The organism is Methylobacterium sp. WL6 (assembly GCF_008040095.1).
GTDB lineage: Bacteria > Pseudomonadota > Alphaproteobacteria > Rhizobiales > Beijerinckiaceae > Methylobacterium.
Genome location: NZ_VRVH01000005.1, coordinates 1 through 16,798 on the forward strand (window position 1 = coordinate 1; position 16,798 = coordinate 16,798).

General features: G+C 64.6%; 19 protein-coding genes and 2 pseudogenes. 10 read left to right on the forward strand and 11 right to left on the reverse strand.

The genetic code is table 11. From position 1 onward, the window contains the following. A pseudogene (locus FV230_RS30470) lies at nucleotides 1-142 on the forward strand (amidase); the annotation flags it as partial. A gap of 827 nt (nucleotides 143-969) precedes the next feature. After that, entirely contained in the window at nucleotides 970-1,362 is a 393-nt protein-coding gene (locus FV230_RS01405) for a response regulator (protein WP_147840939.1), read from the forward strand. Nucleotides 1,363-1,410: 48 nt separating this feature from the next. Here the strand turns inward: FV230_RS01405 and FV230_RS01410 are convergent, their stop codons facing one another. Beyond that, nucleotides 1,411-1,806, reverse strand: a complete 396-nt coding sequence (locus FV230_RS01410; protein ID WP_147840978.1) for a MucR family transcriptional regulator — start codon at nucleotides 1,804-1,806, stop codon at nucleotides 1,411-1,413. Nucleotides 1,807-2,181: 375 nt separating this feature from the next. After that, entirely contained in the window at nucleotides 2,182-2,592 is a 411-nt protein-coding gene (locus FV230_RS01415) for a hypothetical protein (protein WP_147840940.1), read from the reverse strand. 413 nt (nucleotides 2,593-3,005) lie between these two features. Between FV230_RS01415 and FV230_RS01420 the strand changes: the two genes are divergently transcribed. Further along, nucleotides 3,006-3,572, forward strand: a complete 567-nt coding sequence (locus tag FV230_RS01420) for a MucR family transcriptional regulator (protein WP_147840941.1) — start codon at nucleotides 3,006-3,008, stop codon at nucleotides 3,570-3,572. Nucleotides 3,573-3,996: 424 nt separating this feature from the next. Here the strand turns inward: FV230_RS01420 and FV230_RS01425 are convergent, their stop codons facing one another. Beyond that, a complete protein-coding gene (locus FV230_RS01425; RefSeq protein WP_147840942.1) occupies nucleotides 3,997-4,239 on the reverse strand; it encodes a hypothetical protein in 243 nt (80 codons plus the stop codon). A gap of 11 nt (nucleotides 4,240-4,250) precedes the next feature. Beyond that, on the reverse strand, nucleotides 4,251-4,502 hold the full coding sequence (locus tag FV230_RS01430) for a hypothetical protein (RefSeq protein ID WP_147725128.1): 252 nt from the start codon (nucleotides 4,500-4,502) through the stop codon (nucleotides 4,251-4,253). Between the two features lie 123 nt (nucleotides 4,503-4,625). Between FV230_RS01430 and FV230_RS01435 the strand changes: the two genes are divergently transcribed. Genes FV230_RS01435 through FV230_RS01445 form a run of 3 tightly spaced genes read left to right on the forward strand, consistent with a single transcriptional unit; the run spans nucleotide 4,626 to nucleotide 6,642 of the window. Continuing rightward, a complete protein-coding gene (locus FV230_RS01435) occupies nucleotides 4,626-4,865 on the forward strand; it encodes a hypothetical protein (protein WP_147840943.1) in 240 nt (79 codons plus the stop codon). Next, on the forward strand, nucleotides 4,862-5,314 hold the full coding sequence (locus FV230_RS01440) for a S24 family peptidase (protein ID WP_147840944.1): 453 nt from the start codon (nucleotides 4,862-4,864) through the stop codon (nucleotides 5,312-5,314). Before FV230_RS01435 ends, FV230_RS01440 begins: the two co-directional genes overlap by 4 nt. Then, the gene (locus FV230_RS01445; protein WP_147840945.1) at nucleotides 5,311-6,642 is read left to right on the forward strand and encodes a Y-family DNA polymerase; all 1,332 of its coding nucleotides are present in this window, start codon (nucleotides 5,311-5,313) and stop codon (nucleotides 6,640-6,642) included. The genes FV230_RS01440 and FV230_RS01445 overlap by 4 nt, the downstream gene beginning before the upstream one ends. Here FV230_RS01445 and FV230_RS29330 read toward each other — a convergent pair. From FV230_RS29330 to FV230_RS01465, 3 genes are all read right to left on the reverse strand, one after another. Then, nucleotides 6,597-7,103, reverse strand: a complete 507-nt coding sequence (locus FV230_RS29330; protein WP_187275341.1) for a hypothetical protein — start codon at nucleotides 7,101-7,103, stop codon at nucleotides 6,597-6,599. The two genes, FV230_RS01445 and FV230_RS29330, sit on opposite strands and share 46 nt — an antisense overlap. 253 nt (nucleotides 7,104-7,356) lie before the next feature. Beyond that, nucleotides 7,357-7,896, reverse strand: coding sequence for a hypothetical protein (locus FV230_RS01460; protein WP_147725139.1), 540 nt, complete (start codon nucleotides 7,894-7,896; stop codon nucleotides 7,357-7,359). Continuing rightward, nucleotides 7,896-8,384: a hypothetical protein gene (locus tag FV230_RS01465; RefSeq protein WP_147840948.1), complete on the reverse strand. Its 489-nt coding sequence runs from the start codon at nucleotides 8,382-8,384 to the stop codon at nucleotides 7,896-7,898. Before FV230_RS01465 ends, FV230_RS01460 begins: the two co-directional genes overlap by 1 nt. An 809-nt stretch (nucleotides 8,385-9,193) precedes the next feature. Between FV230_RS01465 and FV230_RS01470 the strand changes: the two genes are divergently transcribed. The 3 genes from FV230_RS01470 to FV230_RS01480 all read left to right on the forward strand — a co-directional run bounded on the left by FV230_RS01470 (nucleotide 9,194) and on the right by FV230_RS01480 (nucleotide 11,785). Then, entirely contained in the window at nucleotides 9,194-10,738 is a 1,545-nt protein-coding gene (locus FV230_RS01470) for a chromosome partitioning protein ParA (RefSeq protein WP_147840949.1), read from the forward strand. Nucleotides 10,739-10,771: 33 nt separating this feature from the next. Beyond that, on the forward strand, nucleotides 10,772-11,266 hold the full coding sequence (locus tag FV230_RS01475) for a hypothetical protein (protein WP_147725143.1): 495 nt from the start codon (nucleotides 10,772-10,774) through the stop codon (nucleotides 11,264-11,266). 72 nt (nucleotides 11,267-11,338) lie between these two features. Continuing rightward, nucleotides 11,339-11,785 (forward strand): hypothetical protein, encoded by a 447-nt coding sequence (locus tag FV230_RS01480; RefSeq protein ID WP_147725144.1) that lies wholly within the window; start codon nucleotides 11,339-11,341, stop codon nucleotides 11,783-11,785. Between the two features lie 79 nt (nucleotides 11,786-11,864). Here FV230_RS01480 and FV230_RS01485 read toward each other — a convergent pair whose 3' ends face one another. Then, nucleotides 11,865-12,110 carry a hypothetical protein gene (locus FV230_RS01485; protein WP_147840950.1) on the reverse strand — a complete coding sequence of 82 codons (246 nt, stop codon included), beginning with the start codon at nucleotides 12,108-12,110 and terminating at the stop codon, nucleotides 11,865-11,867. A gap of 470 nt (nucleotides 12,111-12,580) precedes the next feature. Between FV230_RS01485 and FV230_RS01490 the strand changes: the two are divergent. Beyond that, nucleotides 12,581-12,790: pseudogene (locus FV230_RS01490) on the forward strand (DUF4113 domain-containing protein); the annotation flags it as partial. An 86-nt stretch (nucleotides 12,791-12,876) separates the two neighbouring features. On the opposite strand, the gene uvsE reads toward FV230_RS01490, so the two are convergent. The 3 genes from uvsE to FV230_RS01505 all read right to left on the reverse strand — a co-directional run bounded on the left by uvsE (nucleotide 12,877) and on the right by FV230_RS01505 (nucleotide 16,603). Then, entirely contained in the window at nucleotides 12,877-14,031 is a 1,155-nt protein-coding gene (gene uvsE, locus FV230_RS01495) for a UV DNA damage repair endonuclease UvsE (RefSeq protein ID WP_187275342.1), read from the reverse strand. Continuing rightward, a complete protein-coding gene (locus FV230_RS01500) occupies nucleotides 14,028-15,044 on the reverse strand; it encodes a DHH family phosphoesterase (protein WP_210248607.1) in 1,017 nt (338 codons plus the stop codon). Before FV230_RS01500 ends, uvsE begins: the two co-directional genes overlap by 4 nt. A gap of 650 nt (nucleotides 15,045-15,694) precedes the next feature. Continuing rightward, entirely contained in the window at nucleotides 15,695-16,603 is a 909-nt protein-coding gene (locus tag FV230_RS01505) for a Ku protein (RefSeq protein WP_187275343.1), read from the reverse strand. Nucleotides 16,604-16,798: the final 195 nt, after the last annotated feature.

The following is a 16,798-nucleotide window of genomic DNA, read 5'->3' on the forward strand; positions in this document are numbered from 1 at the left end:
CTGCGCCCGCACCGGGCTGACCCGCAACCAGGCCTACATGCTGTGCTCGCTCGCCGGAAACCTGCGCATCACCCAGACGGTCGACGGCAACAAGGGCGTCCACATGCTCATGCCCAAGACCGCCCTGACGACCAAGGCCTGAACGGGGCCATCACCGCGCGACCCGCGCGGGCGACCGTCACGGTGCGGGTCGTCCGCGCAGGTCGTCCGCGCAGGTCTTGCGTGGAGATCTTCCGCGCAGGTTGATCGCCGATCACAGGCCGGGTCCGCTCGCGACCGATCGGGGTCGAGAACCTCGAAACGCGGGGACCGTGCCGCGTCGGCCGGATCGCGCCGACGGTGGGAGGCGGGCGTTCTCCGGAGGTTCCCGCGTGCGGTCGCGAGGTAGATGCGGGTCCGACGTCCCGCGCTCGCGATCTCCGCGGCTGCCGGCTGCCGGCTGCGCCGCGAGCTGCCGGCCGAGGTCGCAGCTCCGGGCGCCCGACACCCGACATCCGACGCGAGCATCCCACCGTTCGCCGTCCTTCTCGAAGGTGAAGAGGGGGAGCTGTGGAAGTCGAGGTGCGATTGGTCGCAGAGATCTGCCACACCGCCGGAACTCCTGTGGCCTGCGCGCCTTCAGACAGGACACGAGCGAGGGCACCATGAGTGACGACACAGCGACCAAGACGGAGGCCACCGGCGCCCAGCCGCCCGGTCATCCGCTCGATCCCTCAAAGGCACCGCCGCCCCTGGCTGAGAGCGCGGGACCAACCTCGCCCGGGTTGCCCGATCCAAAGCCAGACCGCACGCCTGAGAGCGGCGGTTACGACGGCAAGCCGCCGTCCACTAGCTCGAGCAACTCGAAGGGCGGCTATGGGGCAGGTTGAGGCACGGAGCAGGTTCGCGACTCAAAGTCGTGAACCTGGCAGGTGAGGCGAGATCCGCGTCAGTTGCGTTCCTGAGAATTGGAGCACGGGAACGCAGCCCATGGTAGAGTCTAAGGCGCGAGCAGCCGTGTTGGTCGTGGAGGACGAACCAGTCCAGCTCATGGCGATGGTCGCGGCACTGGGTGATGCCGGCTTCGAGGTGGCCGAGGCAACAGGCGTAGATGCTGCGGTTGCTCATCTCGACGCTCGACCCGAGATTGTCGCGATGATTGCGGACGTGGATCTGGCCGGCGAGCCGTTGACCGGGTTCACGTTAGCGAAAGCGGTCGCGGCACGATGGCCGGAGGTCGCGATCCTCATCGTATCCGGGTTGGCGTCGCCGACCGAGGATCAGCTGCCGATGGCTGCACAGTTTATGCGCAAGCCGTTCTCAGACGAAATGTTGGTCAAAGCCACGCGACGGATCATATCGGCGCGCGGCATGGAGCTTTGAGGGTCGCCTCGTCGGTTCGCCGATCGAGGCGACATCGAGCTACGCTGCTCAGGCGGCTGCGCGACCTGGCCGGCCCAAACCAATATTTTTTGCGAGAGCAGACCGGGCCTCCGAGTACGAGGCGGCCGTCGTCGGATAATCGTCCGGCAGTCCGAACTTCGCACGGTAGCCGCGCGGGTCGAGCCCATGCTTCGTGAGGTGTCGCTTCAACGTCTTGTATGATTTTCCGTCGATGAAGCTGACGAGCCCGTCGGGCCGGATCGACTTGCGGATCTGTGCCGCGGTGGGCTTCTCAACTTCTTCGTCCGGAGTGCTGACACCACCAGCCGCTGTCACGCTCGCGATGCCGTTGAGGGTCGCATGAACGGTGCGGATCAAAGCGGGAAGTTCAGTTGCCGGCACGCGGTTGTTGGACACGTAAGCCGCTACCAGTTCGCCCGCCATTGCGAGCATGTCAGGGTTTAACCCCAGGTTTTCTTGCGTCACTTCGATTGTCCTGTATGTACGCTACTGGCGTGAGATCTACCGATCTCTCGTCCAAATCAAGGCATGACTCGCACAAGATCGTGCGATCCTGCCGTGACCTGTACGCATGATCGACGGATAAGGTTTCCAGGAGAAGGCAGCCTGGCGCCCCATCGGGGCGGCCCCAGCTGCTTTCACCACGCTTCGCAGCAGCGCGGCGTCACTCAAGGTGCAGCCGTGGAGAAAGACTTCATCCGGAAAATGGGGTCAGCCGGGGCCGATGCGCATTAAAAAAAGCCCCGGCCGCGTCTGCGGTCCGGGGCTCATTATCATGCGCAAGCCTGCCGCTGCAGTTCAGTACCCGTAGCCGTAGTACCCGCCGCACGAGCCTGGGCCATACCCATAGGCGCCGTACCCGTACGTGCCACCGTAACCGCAGTTTCCATAGTAGCCGCTTAGGCCGTAGCCGACGCCCAAGCCAAGACCGACGCCCGCCAGACCGTAGCCAAGTCCCCGACCATATCCGCCGCGACCGTAGCCACCCGCGAAGCCGCGGCCGGCAAACCCACGTCCGACAAAACCGCCGCGGGGTGTGCCTATACCGCTGCGAAAGCCGCCGCCGCCGCCGCCGAAGCCGCCACGGAAACCACCGCCACCGCCGTGGAAGCCGCCACCGCCACCGCCGAAGCCGCGGGCATCAGCGGTCACCGGCGTGAAAGCCAAGGCTGCAATCAGAGCCGTTGACGCAAAAGCAATTTTCTTCATTCCGTGAACTCCATAGCCGACCCATCAGAATCGGCCTGTTATAAAGGAGCAACTGCTAGACCTTGCGATAGTTCTCGCGACAGCGTGTCCTACGACACACGAAAATGTATCGGAGTGTTTCTTAGGGCTTCGCTTGGCTTTGGCGTTCAAAGCTTGGTCTTAGAGCCTGATGGTGTCGCGGTTGGCTCCACCGTCGGGTGCGCGATCCGTAATCGGGTTGGGATGGCACCCAAATGAGGAGATGCATAACGCTCAAGCGACGGGAGTTCCTTTGGCACGACATAGTCCCCCCGCCGATGCGCTCAGCTCGGATATGACAGTGAGTTCGACCGGAATTTCGTAAAGCGGAGGTGCGTTTCCTATGCGTATGCTTTGACGATCTACCTCATCGGGTGGAGCGGTGGATCCTCTTGATGGAAGGGATCGTCGTGGACGAAAAACTCGAAGCTCAACCCTATAACTTCATCGAACTCGCCGCCGACCTCGTCGCGGCTTACGTGTCGAACAACAACGTGCCGGTGTCGGAGTTGCACAATGTGATCGCCAGCGTGCATGCGGCTTTGTCCGGTCTCAGCAATGGGGCGGCTGCTGAACCTGCCGGCCCCGAGAAGCCGACCGCGGCACAGATCCGTAAGTCGATCACGCCGGACGCGCTGATCTCCTTCCTCGACGGCAAGCCCTACAAGACGCTGAAGCGTCACCTGACCGTGGCCGGCCTGACGTTGGAGCAGTACCGTGCACGCTACGGTCTGCCGTCGGACTACCCGTCGACCGCCGCAAGCTATTCCGCTCAGCGGTCCGAGCTGGCGCGCTCGCTTGGCCTTGGCCAGCAGAGGCGTAAAGCAGCTCCCAAGGCTGCCGCGGCCGACGAGACAGTCTCCGAGGCGCCCAAGACCCGTGGTCGGAAGCCCAAGGCCGCAGGGGCGTCCGGGGCGGCTCCGAAGGCACGCGGGCATAGGAAGGCCGCCGAGACGGCCTGAGGCCGCTCAGCGCCTCGTTCCGGCACACCGCGGAATCCGTCGCGGTGATGTGCTTCTAACCGAGTGCTGCCATCCTACACCCGGGCCACGTTGCGTATCAGCCTCGCTGGTGAGATCCGGGGTTCCCCCGTCCCGTGAACCGATCGGGGCGGGGCTGAACCGTCTGCTCCCGTGTGAAGGCTCGAAGTCTTCAACAGCATTGTCTTGCAAGGCAGCCCTTCCGTGCGCGCAGGCAACTGCGCGAAGCCTTGCACGTTGGGAATGGCGCTCTGTGGCGCTTGAGGCATCCCATGTTGTTGATCGCGTCCCTTGTCGCCGGCACCTTCGTGCTCGCGAGTTCCTTTTCCCTGATCGCCGTCCTGACGGACTGAAGACACACTTGCGCCGCTCGGGATCAGGCGGCCGGGCAGAGTCGGCTCACACCTCAACTGCCCTGCAAGCTTTCCGCAAAATCGTCCGGCACCTCGCCGAACTGGCCAAGGATCGTCGCGCTCTCCAACTCCCCGGTCTCATCGTCGGCGACGATCTTCAGTGCCGCGATGCCGGACATCGCCTCGGCCTTCTTTACCGCGCCGTTCTCTGTCGGCGCCACCTCGCGGTCGCCGGGCACCAGGCGCTTCCGCTCGATGATGAAGGCCTGCCCCACGGACGTCGTCTTCGCGCAGATGGTGCGTCCCCTCAGCCTTGTCTCGGCGGTCGATTGTCGAGCACGTCCCTAAACGGCTTCGAGAGAACGTGCCGGCCCGTTCCATCGTAGACCTCAACCGTCCAAGTCGACCAATCGCGTCGCGTGCTGCCAAGCATCACGTCCAGGACGACGCGCTCGGCATGCGCGCGCATCAGCGCCCAGGTCGGCAGCCGCTTGCCCAGCCGATCGGCGATGAGGTCGTGCCCGTCCGTGCAGTGGAAGCGGTAAAGCGGTGTCGGCATTGGCCTTCTACCCCGCCCTCCACAGCATCCCACCGCTTCGCGCCCGGCTGTGATCGCCATGGTTGAACCGTCGATCCGCTTGCTGTCTGTTCCTTGTATGTTCTTGGACAACTCGGAGCACCGATGCACCCCCAGCCCTACGAACCGCCTGTGGAGATCCGTTCAACCGAGGCCGAGGCGATCGCATGGGCCTACCGGCTGGTTGCATGCGGCGACGCCTGGGCCGCGCTGGTCCGGGCGATCGAGGACGCGCTGTCCGACCTTGCGGAGGCCGAGCGCCGGACCGAGCAACGCGACCGGCTGATCTCGTACGGCTACGTCCGAGCTGGCGTGGCCGCGGCGCCGGCGAGCGACGCCGCGTGAGCCCCTACGCGGTCGATGAAGTGATCCTCGGCAGCACGGATGCCGTCCGCGTGCCGGTCATCGGGCAAGCACTCTGCGCCGGCTTCCCGTCGCCCGCCGACGACTTCCTCGAAGGCGCGCTCGAGCTGCCGCGCTGGCTCGTGCCGAACCCGCCGGCGACCTTCCTGATGCAGATCCGCGGCGAGAGCATGCGCGGCGCCGGCATCCACGACCGAGACCTCGCCTGCATCGACCGCAGCCTCCGGGCCGAGGACGGCAGCGTCGTCGTCGCGGTGGTCGACGGGCAGCTCTCGTGCAAGCGCTACCGGATGGCGGGCAACCGGGCCCGCCTCGACTTCGACAACCCGGAGATGCCGGCGTTTGCCGTCGACGAGTACGGCGAGGTCGAGATCTGGGGCGTGCTGCGCTTCTCGATCCGCTGGCACCTCGCCCGCGGGCGGCTGTCGTGAGTGGTCCGGCGCCGCGGCTGCGCGACCGGATCGGCGGCGGCCGCGCCATCGCGCTCATCGACGGCAACAGCTTCTACTGCTCGTGCGAGCGCGTGTTCGACCCGAAGCTCGCTGGCATTCCGGTGATCGTGCTGTCCAACAATGACGGATGCGCCATCGCGCGCACCAGCGAGGCCAAGGCTCTCGGGATCAAGATGGGCGATCCCTACTTCAAGATCCGCGAGCGCTGCCAGGCCCAGGGGGTGCGAGTGTTCTCCTCGAACTACACCCTCTACGGCGACATGAGCGCCCGGGCGAACGCGATCTACCGGGACTTCTCGCCGACCATCGAGATCTACTCGATCGACGAGAGCTTCCTCGACCTCTCGGACGTGCGGGCCGATCGCCGCGTCGCGCTGGCCCGCGACCTGCGCGCCACGGTGCGCGCCTGGACCGGCATCCCGACCTGCGTCGGCATCGGCCCGACCAAGACCCTGGCCAAGCTCGCCAACCACATCGCCAAGCGCATCGCGCCGCTCGACGGCGTCTGCGACCTCACCGATCCGGCCGAGTACGACCACTGGCTTTGCCGCATCCCAGCCGGCGAGGTCTGGGGCATCGGCCGCGCCTCGCTCGCCAAGCTCGAAGCCATGGGCGTCGACAGCGTAGCCGATCTCGCCGACCTCGACCCCCGCCCGGTGCGCAAGGCGCTGACGGTGGTGGGCGAGCGCATCATCCACGAGCTGCGCGGCCTGTCCTGCCTGCCGCTCGGCGCGCTGCCGGCCCAGCGCAAGGGCTGCGCGGTGACCCGCTCGTTCTCGACCCGGATCGAGGACCGCGCCACGCTGGAGCAGGCGGTCTCGGCGCACGCCACGCGGCTCGGCGAGAAGCTCCGGCGCGAAGGGCTCGGCACGAACCACGTCTCGGTGTTCTACCATACGAGCGAGCACGACCGGGGCGCACCGATGCGCTCGGTCTCGACCACGGTGACGTTGCCGGAGGCCACGAACGACACGCTGGCGCTCATCAAAGCCGCCCGCCTCGGCGTGGCGAGGACTTGGCGCGAGCCCGGCGACCGGCCGTGGCGGTTCAGCAAGGCCGGGATCGTGACCACCGACCTGATGCTGCTCGACGCCAGCCCGCGTGCGCTGATCGGGCAGCTCGACCGCGCGCGCTCCGGGCCGCTGATGGCGGCGATCGACGCTTGCAACGCCCGCTTCGGCCGCGGCAGCGTCGTTCCGGCCCGCGCCGGCCTCGTCGGGAAGCGGACCTGGAGCACGAAGTTCGAGATGCGCACGCCGCGCTACACGACGCAGGTCGGCGAGCTGCCGATCGCGGTGGCCGGCTGATGGAGCGCCTGTGTGACTTGCGCGGGCGCCGGCTCGTCGTCGAGTGCCCGCCGTGCAAGCGGCGCGGCACTTACGACTTGGCGCGTCTCCGGCAGCGGTTCGGCGAGCACGCCGACCTCTACGACGTGTATCTCCGCCTGACCCAGACGTGCGGTCATCAGCAGGCGGCAGGCACCCGGCAGCCGAACCAGTATGGCCGGACGTGTCGCGCTGCGATCGGCGTCGAGGGCGGGGACGGGCGCACGGGCTTGCCGTCGCGCACCTGAGCAACGCCCTATGCCGGGATGTGCAACCTCGACCGCCTCGCGGTTGGCAGCTACGATCTCGTCCTCGACGGCGTGATCGTCGGCAATGTGGTCCGGGAGGTCTCGGCCGATGGCGGTCATCGTGCCTGGCACGTGGAGCTGCTCGACGACCCGCCGCCTGATCGCCGCCCGAGCCCATTTCGTGAGATCGAGCACACCTCTCCTACGCTTGATGCCGCGACGGCATAGCTCGGCGGCGCGGTGGTCTCAGGTTCTCTTGAGGCAGCGTAGCGCACGAAGGGGAGGATCGGGCTGAGCCTCGGCATCGTCCTCTCGGCGGTCTTGCGCAACGCCGGGGTGCAGCGCGATCCAACTTCCAAAGGATGAGACCCCTTTGCCTCGTTCTTCCCCGGCTAGGCCCCGCTGGGCCCGGCCGAGGCGGGATCATCACGTCGCAGCCACAGCGTTGCTAGGCAAGGTCAACGACGATATCGCCCAGTTCGTCCTTGAGGCAGGCGTGGACGCGACGCAGCCATAGCTGGGCTTCAGCTTCGCCGGCTCTGGCCTCCTCGGCTTGCTTCTCCGCGAGCTTGGCTCGGGCTTCCGACAGACGGGCGAGTTCGTCGGCCTTGTCGGCTCGCAGTGTCGCAGCCTTGGCTGCCGCCTCCGCAGCTTGCGCACGCCGCTCGGCATCCTCGGTCTGCTTCACGCTCCGTCGGATGATCGACTGGGAGCGAAGCGAGACTTCCTGAGCAAAATCGCGTGCCCGGCGTACACGCGCTCCAACATCTCGGATTAGGTCGAGCGCGGCGGGCCAATCGACGACTGTCGGCTCGGCGAACGTCTCCTGCGAACCCGGCATGCTGGGCTCGGCGAAAAGGGGCACGACCTTCTTGCCCGACGTCACGTCGGCAGCCCATTTCGTGCTGCTGCGTGCAGCATCGCTGGGTTCGGCCTCGTCTCCGTCCTGGCGCGCATCGACGGTCCGGCGCTGAGCGTTGATCGACATCAGGCGGTCCGCTTCGCAGACGCTTCGACACTGAACTCGTTCGCGATCGTGTCGTAGACCCGCGACAGCCACTCTTCCGCAATGCGCGCGCGCTCCTCCGCCGCCTTCACACGCTCGTCGGCGGCATTGAGCAACACGTCGGCGCGGCTCTGGATGTCGGCGGTTCGCGCTTCGGCGGCGCGAACCCGTTCAGCGGCCAGCTTGAGATCCTCGCGGGCGCGTTCCAGCAGCTCCTGGACCCGCTGCTCTTGTTCCTGCGCCTGGGCCTCGACCTCGCGCGCATGGGTCGCCGCATGCCGAACGCGGTCGATCAGCAGCGACCAGTCCTGCGGCGACGACCGGCGCGTCGGCGGCTGGCCGCCGCCGATGTCATCGAGGGGGCCGACCAGCCGCAACACCTTCGAGAGCTGAGCGTCGGACCCCGGTTCGCCGACCGGGACGTCCAGCGGCGAGAGGCTTTCCCATGAGAACTTCTTCGCCGGGTCCATTGGACTATCTCACTATTTGCTTAGGCTCGGACCACGCCAGCCTGCTCAGTTAACAGATCGTTCGCAATGGTTAACAGAAGCTTAACGCAGTGGCTATCGCTGATGTCGCGGGCGTTCGCGCCGTCGGCGTTGTCAACTTAGTCGAAGGCGACCGCCATCCACTGCAGCAAAGCGTTCTCGACGGCTCGCTCCAGCCGGCCTGCGTGAAGTCGCTATGCTTAGGATGGCTTGGTACTGAGCGCCCCTCGAAGGCATTCACAGAACCGAAACATAGAGGCAGAAGCCTTCGCCTTGCTGTGTCGGGTTTGCCACAAAGCGGGCTTAAGTGGATCGGTCCGTTTCGAGGGCCGCCGCCGGCGCCCGTGGCATCCGCTTGCGGGCGTCCGTTCAGCCGGCCGCCCCGGTGACCTCGACGGGGGCTCTGCGTCGCTTGGGACGGCTGACAGCCGGCGCCTGCTCACCATCAACGGCAGCTCCCTTGTGGCCGAGATCGTCATCGCGCGACGTGGGCGCCGCCGCCGCAGATGTCAGCGCGATCGCCCACTGTACATCGGAAAGCATTCAACGTTCCTTATAGGAAAAAAACGAACAACCCATCCATGAGAGGACGCATTCTCATCCGAAAATTTCTGCGCGCATTCGACTAGACGCCGAAACTGGACGTTTGAACGAGCTTGAATCAAAAAACAACGCTCGATGTCGATCCGAATGTCCCCGCCGCATTTGGGATTCGCCTTTGATAGATTTGCGTGATATAAATCTACTTATGCCTATAATAGGCATTTAATGCGTATAGGATCGTCTTCGCGATGGCATGGTCATCTTTTCGGAACGTGCTGGCCTCGCCGTCGTCTGGCTCGTTGCTGAAGGATGCGCCGGTCGATGAGGTATCGAGACAGCCCAAGCCTGACATCGCCCTGCCCAAAGCGAACCTCGATGCGTTCGATAGCGCAATGAAACGGACGAGCGCCGCGCGCGCAGAGAAGCCATTGTCTCTCGACTCGATCGGCCAGCGCGATGAGGTCGTAAGGCAGCGCATCAATGCGATGATGGATCGCCTGGAGGACTTGAGGACATTGGAGGAAGATTTCTCCTCCATTCTCGAGCCGATCATCAGTATTAGCGATGAGCTGCCTCGCGCAAGCATGCGCATCGCCGAACTCGAGACGTCGCTTGCGCAGGAATTCCAATCGAGCCGAACGATCAGGCTCGAAGTCGCGGAGCTTCTCACCCGGTCGGCCGGTCTGGCCACCGAGCTCTCCGATGCCCTCGCGCGAGCCGATCGATCTGAGAACCAGTTGCGCGCCGCGGACGCTACGATCGCCGACCAGCGTGTCGAGATCCGCGACAAAGCGCTCTCCATCGAAAACATGGAGCGGCAACTCTTCGCTGAAGCCGAACAGGTGAAGGCTTTGAGCGGCGAGAACAAAGCCCTGCGGCTGGAAGCACAGGCCGCCGACAGCGCGCTCGCACGATCGGAGCATGAGCTGCTCGGCGCCCGCGAGAGCCTTGGTGTCCTCGATGCGGACAACCGCCGCATGACGACGCTCAACGAGGAGCAGGCCGTCCAGCTCTCGGAACTGGAGAGCCGCCATCGAAGCTTGGAGGCTCTGGCTGACGTGGAGCGCCATCGCTTACGGGCGGCCGAGAGCCAGCTCGCGAGCGAGGTCGCCGCGCGAGAAAGGAACGAGGCTCAACACGAGACGGACCTCAGCTTCTTGCGCACCGAGCGCTCAGGATTGGCCATGAAGCTCGAAGCCGCGACCAATCGAGCGGAATCGAACGAGCAGCTGCTCGGCCAGGCACGCAACCAACTCCGTGAGAAAGATGAGGCGCACAGGATCGCGGATCGCAATTTCAAAGAGGCTAGCATCGCGCGTACCACTGCGGAGAGGCGCTTGGACTCCCTTCAGACCGATCTGGCGCGTCAGACCGAACGGTTCCTCGACATGCAGCGGTTGCGCGGTGAGCTCGAATCGCGCTGCGACATGCTCGGCAAGGCGCTGGCGGCCCGAGAGGCGGCGGTCGAGCAAGCCGGCATTCGCAACGCTGCCCTCGTCGAGCGCATCGAGCAGATGACCCATCGTCAGGAAGCGGCGCGCACCGAGTTCGAGTTGGCAAACCGGCGGTTGACGGAGGACTTGCAGAACGAGCGCTCGGAGCGCGCTCTGGTCCAAGGCGCCTTGGACATCGCCCGGGAAACGCGTGTATCGCTTCAGAAGCAGTACGAAGTCCTCAAACGCTCGGGCCGAGGATGGCGGGCCGGGGAAGAGGATGCGTCTCCGGTTGGTGCCGAGCCAACGTCGGAGCCCGTCAGCAACGTCCGGCCGTTCAACGCAGCCGTTCAAAATTAACGATCAAATATTCATTGCGGAACAAGGTTTAGGATGAGCGATCCCGCCTCCAAAGACATGCCGTTCTCTACGGGTCAGTCGATGATGCTTCGTGCATGGCAATCGAACGCGACGAAGCCTGGAGAAAAGGTCGTCAGCTTCCTCCCCTCATCGGAAGGTGGGTCTGGAGCAATGTCGGCAAACCCGGAGAATGCAGGAGGGCCGCCCCTGAGGGAGTGGTCGGCCGCCGTCGATCTCATCGAAGAGGCGAGCGAAGCGATCCGCATCGGTGAGCAGCGAGCTGCGGAATTGGAAGCCCAGCTTACGCATGTCACCACCCAGGCATCGGAGGAGATGCGCCGTCTGAATCAGCAGATCTCGCTCACGGAGCAGAAGCTTTCTCGTGCCGAGGAGCGCGCGCGTCTGGCCGAAAGCCGGGCCCACGAAGCTGAGGCGTGGCTCGTCCGGCTTCACGACGCGGCAATCACGGCTTTCGGATCGAGGGCCGCACAGAAAGCCGCGTCCCTCAATGGCGAACCCTCTGACTGAAACGGACTCGGTGCAGTGTTCAGGTCGGACCCGACGTCCTCGTTTACGGCTACTTCCGCCGATCATGCTCAGGTGGGCTCGTCGAGCCTTGCTACACCGTTGCATTTTGCCAAGGTCAACCCGGGTGTCGTCCTTGAACTGATTGCGCAGGCCGAGACAGAAATTACCAGTTTCGAGCTTTGGCGCAACAAGATCCATTCCGATGCGTGCCTGCTGCTCGCTCGCATCAAGCAGGAACGCCTGGACTACGCCACGCAAATCAGGAACCTGGACCATGAGGTCAGGGTTTTACAGGAGAAATCCACCGAGGCAGAGCGTGTCGCCTATATGGCGCTCGTTGAGCTGGACGGCGCACTCCGTCTCTGCGAGATGGCAAATGCAAGAATTCTAGAAGCTGAAGAAAGGGCAGAAGCTGCCGAGAGGCGCGCTGAAAGCGCCGAAGGTTGGCTCGAGAAGGTACAGGCCGCCATTACGTTCGAATTAATAGATCAGCCGCGCGAGCGCCATGGCGGCGAATGAACGCTTCATAAAATTAAGATATTTATACAAAAACTATCATTCGCCTCTGTCTTGCCTGTGGCCACTTTGAAGGCCGACATCAGATAACGTGTTTTAAGGCTGGCTTCTCTGAAAATTCTGCCACGATAGTTTCGTGGACCCGCGCCAGCCACTCCTCGGAGATACGCGCACGCTCCTCGGCCGCCAGCAGTTTTTCGTCGGCAGCCTTTAGCAAGGCGTCGGCACGGCTCTGGATATCGGCAGAGCGTGCCTCGGCAGCCCGGACACGCTCAGCGGCATCCCGGACATCCTGCCGGACACGGTCGAGCAATGCCTGAACGCGCAATTCCTGTTCCTGAGCCTGCGCCTAAATATCACGAGCATGCTGGGCCGCCTGACGAACCCGATCGATTAGTTTTGACCAATCCTCAGGTGGCGAACGAGGGTCAGAGGTAATCTCCGTTCCAACGCTGTCGAAGTGACCGACAAGCGGTAGCACCTTCGCGATATGAGTGCCGACAGCATCCCCTTGATTAGACGCATCAAGAGCTGAGAGGTATCCGAAAGGGAATCTCTTTACCGGTTTCATGGATCTCCTTGGCGCGACGCGGGCGCCATTTAGATAGGCCGCGATTATTGATGATAGTAAATTTAAACTATCTAGTGTCCGGTTTGCAAGTCACGGCGTCCTAGCTCCGGCCGATCTCCACACAGCTCTCCCAGCCTTGCGCCGTACCAAGGCCTTCCGCTGCCGACGGAGCTTGACCTCTAGCATGGGACCCCAGCGCCACGCGTTCTCGATACCGCGCAAGACCCTCTCCTGTTCGCGCATCGATCGGCCAACTCGACCGCGAGCGCTCCCGGCCGCTAATGGCGGCGATCGACGCCTGCAACGCCCGCTTCGGCCGCGGCAGCGTCGTCCCCGCCCGGGCTAGACTCGTGAGGAAACGGACATGGAGCACGAAGTTTGAGATGCGGACGCCGCGCTACACGAGCCAGGTCGGCAAGTTGGCGATGGCGTACGCGCGACCGGCGGTATGGCGGGCCGTCGCAGCAGGGTCGTCTTGTCGTGAAGTGCGCACCTTTGAGGTGGCGTCCCGGGATTTCCGGGGTCATTCCGCGGCTTCAGCGCGCCCCTCGTCGACATCCGCCTCATCGTCGGCGTCGACGCCTTCCTCCAGCTGCTCCTCGTCGTCCGTCGCTGCCTGCGGGGTGATCCCAAACCGGGCGGCGACATCGGGTGCGAAGCGCAGCAAATCGGGGCGAAGACGCAGGAGGCTGAGGTCCTTGGATTTCCCTTCCAGCATCACGTCGAAAACCAATCCCTCGGCCATCCGCATGAACGTCGCGAACTCGAAGGGGTTGGTGAAGTCGGCGTGACCCGTCCAGACCGGGGGCCGCAACACCGTCTTCACCCGTGCCGTCGCCTTGATCGGCGCCTTCAACACCTCCTTCGACTTACCCCTGGCTTTTCCGGCCTTGGCCGCCTCTCGTTGCTTGGGGGTGATCTTTTGCTTGATCTCGCGCAACTCGGTGCGCGGCGAGGAGAAATGCATTTTCGGGCGGACGCCAGCGGGCCACGTCGCAAGGAAGCGCTCGAAGGTCTCGCGCATGTCCAGCCGCTCGGGATTGAGGCACCAGAAATGCTGGTAGTCGAAAATCAACCGCACACCGGTACGCTCGTGGATCCAGAGCACGTCCGCCGCCGAGAAGCGCAGATCATCATTCTCCAGCACCAGACGGCGCTTCACGTGCTCCGGGCAGAGGTTCCAGCCGTCGACCCAACGCGCCCGGCTCGCCTCGTGGTCGTCGTAGACGCCACCGACATGGGTGATCATCACCGCCTCGTCGTCCAGCTCCATCCGGTCCAGCATCTCGGCTTGGCTGGAGAGATCCCAGATGCTCTTCTTCGTGAGCTCGGGGTTCGGAGCGTTCAGCAGCACGTACTGCGAGGGATGGAACGACAGCCGGATGTCGTAGGCTCGGGCCTTTGCGCCGAACGCCCGCAGCTCGGCATCGCTCTCCGCCACCATGTTGTGAAACCGGGGCATGTCCGGGTGGGTCGCATAAGGCGCGATGTCCGACGACATCCGGTACATGTCGAGGTTCTTGGACTTGAGGTAGTCCAGGACGTGGTCCAGCAGTTCGAGGGAGCACCTGAGGTGCGGATCCTTCTGCCAGCGCCGGGTGTCCTGCGACTTTAGGTCTGGCCGCCCCATCACCTTGACGGGAAAGCCCAGCCGCAAGGGACGATCATTGCCGGTCATGCCTGCACCTGTGCCTGGGGAAACCCGAGTCCCTGGATGAAGTCGTTCCAGTCGGCGTTGCGCAGCGCCCCGCCTGTCGCCTGGGCGTGGCCGTTGCCGTAGCGCCCGTCGGCGTTGGCCGGACGATGCTCGGCGAGGAAGGCGATGAGATCGCGCCCGCTGGCCGACCGAGCGGCGAAATGCACCCAGCCGGGGCGATAGCCCGCGTTCGCGGCGATCACGATCTTGTCCTTCAGGCGCCCCCGCCATTGCTGGGCGATCAGGGGATGGATCTGGCACGGGGAGTCGAGCGATATCAGCGCGACGTCGCCGCCGATGGCGGGCGGCACGCGCTTGGCCGTGTCCATGGCCGCCCGGACCTCGGTCTTGGCCGCGTGCAAGGCTAACGCATCGGCATCGTCGCCCTTGGTGATGCGTTTTGGGCCGTCCGATGCCAGCAGAAGTCGTAACGCCGGCCCTGCGTCGGCCGCCGCGGTTCGGCGGGGGGCGTTGACGAGCGACGTGGCATCGCGAAGGGCCGTCTTGCCCCAACGAGCCTGGGCCTCGGCGATCTCCGGGAAGTCGAGACCCTCGGCCATGTCGCCGATCAGGCCCACCGCCGCCAGCCATAGCAGGTCGGCCTGGTCCCCCATGGCGCCAACGGCCCACCAGGCAAGCAGGGCGGTGGTCGGCTCAGGGGCGAGGCCGTTCCCGCTGATCGTGATCGCGGCCCTCGGTTCGCCGGTCGGGACGTGGTGGTCGATGACGAGTGTCGGGCAGCCCGACAGCACGGGGTCGGCTCGGGTGCCGAGGTCGGCCAGGATCAGTCCGCCGGGCTCGTGCTCGCCCAGCCGGTCGGCGACCTGGGGGTCCCACGGTGACTCCCCCTTACCGACAACGACCGATACCGCCTCCCATCCCGCTTGCCGGAGGGCTCGGACCAGTATGGCGGCCGCGGTCAGACCGTCCGCATCGAAATGGCTGACGATCAGGATGGGTTTCTCTTTGTTGAACTTGGCGAGGGCGGCCTTCATCGCGTCCCGTGCCGACCCTCGTGTATCGCCATGCGATGACAGGCTTCCGACCATTCGAGACCTCACTGACCCACCCGTCATTTCATACCCCGTGGCCCCGTTCGAAGGCCGGCCCCGAAATCCTTTGATGCAAGCCAGAGATGCGCATCGCCCGGCGAGGCAACGTCCGAGTTTCGGAACCGATGGCAGGCCAATCAGAGAATTCTGTTCAAAGATTCCATTGCCCGGGGTGCAAGCGCACAGGCGATCGGCCGTCGGCACCATACGGCCTCCCAAACGGCATCGGCCTGCTGATGTCCGGGGTCGGAGGATGTTAGGATCTGGTCGGAATCACGTCGAAGGGCTCTGGGAGCCATGCCTGGTTCGCCCTGCCGGTTTTCCGGCAGCTGCGATGCCCTTGGACCGGGAAAGCCCTGTCGCCACTGTATCGCGGCCGCGATTGCGCAACGTGCCGCCAGTCTCCGTGAACGCATCGCCGCGAACCGAATGGAAGGACGGCCGCCATACGCCAACCGACCGGAACAACTGTCGAATCCAGATCGATCGCTTCATGGTTCGCGCATCGGGTTAGCAACCGCAGCGAAAGCGGCCGCCGGAGAGTCGGATTGTCGGTCAAGAGCGTCGACCGGCGAGGTCGGTCACACGCCGGGTCAAGCGGCCTTCCGGGTTTTGCCGGCCAAAGCCTTGCCCGAAATGCGCTTCCTTGAAGCCGTCGAGGCCTTCGCCTTGGTCTTCCGCGGCTGCACCTTCGCTGATCCCTCCCCATTCTCGGACCTGATGCTGCGCTTAAGGGCCTCCATCAGGTTCACGACGTTACCGGAGTTCGGCGCACCGGCCTTCGCCTTGCCTTTGCCCTTGCCCTTCGCCGGCTTCGGTGCCTTGCCCTTCACCAGGGCGATCAGCGCCTCCTCGTAGCGGTCCTCGAACTTCGACGGATCGAACTTTCGGGTGGAGCGCGCGATCAGCTCCTCGGCGAGCGCCCGCATCTCGGCCGTGGGATCGCCGTCGGGCATGTCCTCGAAGTAGGCCGTCGGCGAGCGGACCTCGTCCTCGTATCGCAGCAGCGTCGCGAGCAGGCCCTTGCCGTACGGTTCGAGCAGGACCACCCGCTCGCGCTTGTAGATGACGATGCGGCCGAGCCCGGCCATGCCTTTCTTCCTCATCGCATCCCGGATCACGGCGAAGGCCTCGCGCGAGACCTTGTCCTCGGCCGCCAGGTAGTACGGCTTGTCCAGGTAGCGCTCGTCGACCTCCGCGCGCCTGCAGAACGCCTCGATGTTGATCGTGTGCGTGCTCTCCAGGGCGATCTCGCTGAGTTCGTCGTCCTCGATCGGCACGAGGTCGTCCTTGGCGATCTCGCATCCCTTAACCTGATCGTCGCGATCCACGGTGTCGCCGGTCACGGAATCGACCATCAGCTGCTTGAGACGGTTGCCGGTCTCGCGGTTGATCGTATGGCACTTCAGCTCCCTCGACGAGCTGACTGCCGGATACAGTCCGACCGCACAGGAGACGAGTGAAAGTCGAAGATGACCTTTCCAGTTGGCGCGGGCTGCCACGTCCGTCTCCTGTGTCTGTCGAAGTATTTCCGGCCGCCGATGCCTTCGCGCCGCGAAGGTCGGGAGCTTGACGGTTCAACGAGAGTCCAACTCGACTCGTTCCTCCACAGGCGCAGCTGTGGATAACCTGCCCATTATTGTAGATGGCCCTGCCGAAGGAGTCGGCCCAGGAACCCGAACGGGCCGTTCCGGTTC